Below are 421 nucleotides of genomic sequence, written 5' to 3'. Positions count from 1 at the left end.
GGAATATGCTGAAACTATCGATTTTCGCCATCAGAGCCGCTCCGCCGCCCACGTGGCGCAGCTGCAACGTGCTGGCGTGCGCGTGATGCTGGACGACTGCTTTTCTCAGGGGAGCGTTATCTTTCCGGCGCGTCGACTGCACTTCAATGCGTATAAACTGGATATGAGCATCGTCAACGACGCCCAGCACGATCCGAAGGCGCTTGCGCTAATAAAAAGCCTGGCCTACTACTGCCAGTTAAGCGACAGTCGCTGTGTGGCGGAAGGGGTGGATTCACTGGCGAAATTTACGCAGTTAAAATCGCTGGGGATTGATCGCTTCTAGGGCTATCTGTTTTCACCACCGATGCGGCGTGAACATCTCCCGGATCTGATCCGCCGCTTTTCCCACCAGCGCGATCCGGCGGATCGTTGAGGGTGC

1 protein-coding gene is annotated in these 421 nt (G+C 56.5%); it reads left to right on the top strand.

Annotation, left to right across the window (positions count from 1 at the left end; genetic code table 11):
- A partial coding sequence (locus tag DC347_RS21320; RefSeq protein ID WP_123059249.1) for an EAL domain-containing protein occupies positions 1–325 on the top strand: 325 nt, incomplete at its 5' end.
- Between the last annotated feature and the right edge of the window lie 96 nt (positions 326–421).

The organism is Pseudarthrobacter sp. AG30 (assembly GCF_003116525.1).
Classification (GTDB): Bacteria; Actinomycetota; Actinomycetes; order Actinomycetales; family Micrococcaceae; genus Arthrobacter.
Note: the sequence above shows the minus strand (reverse complement) of the source record. Positions and strands in the feature narration are given on the sequence as shown.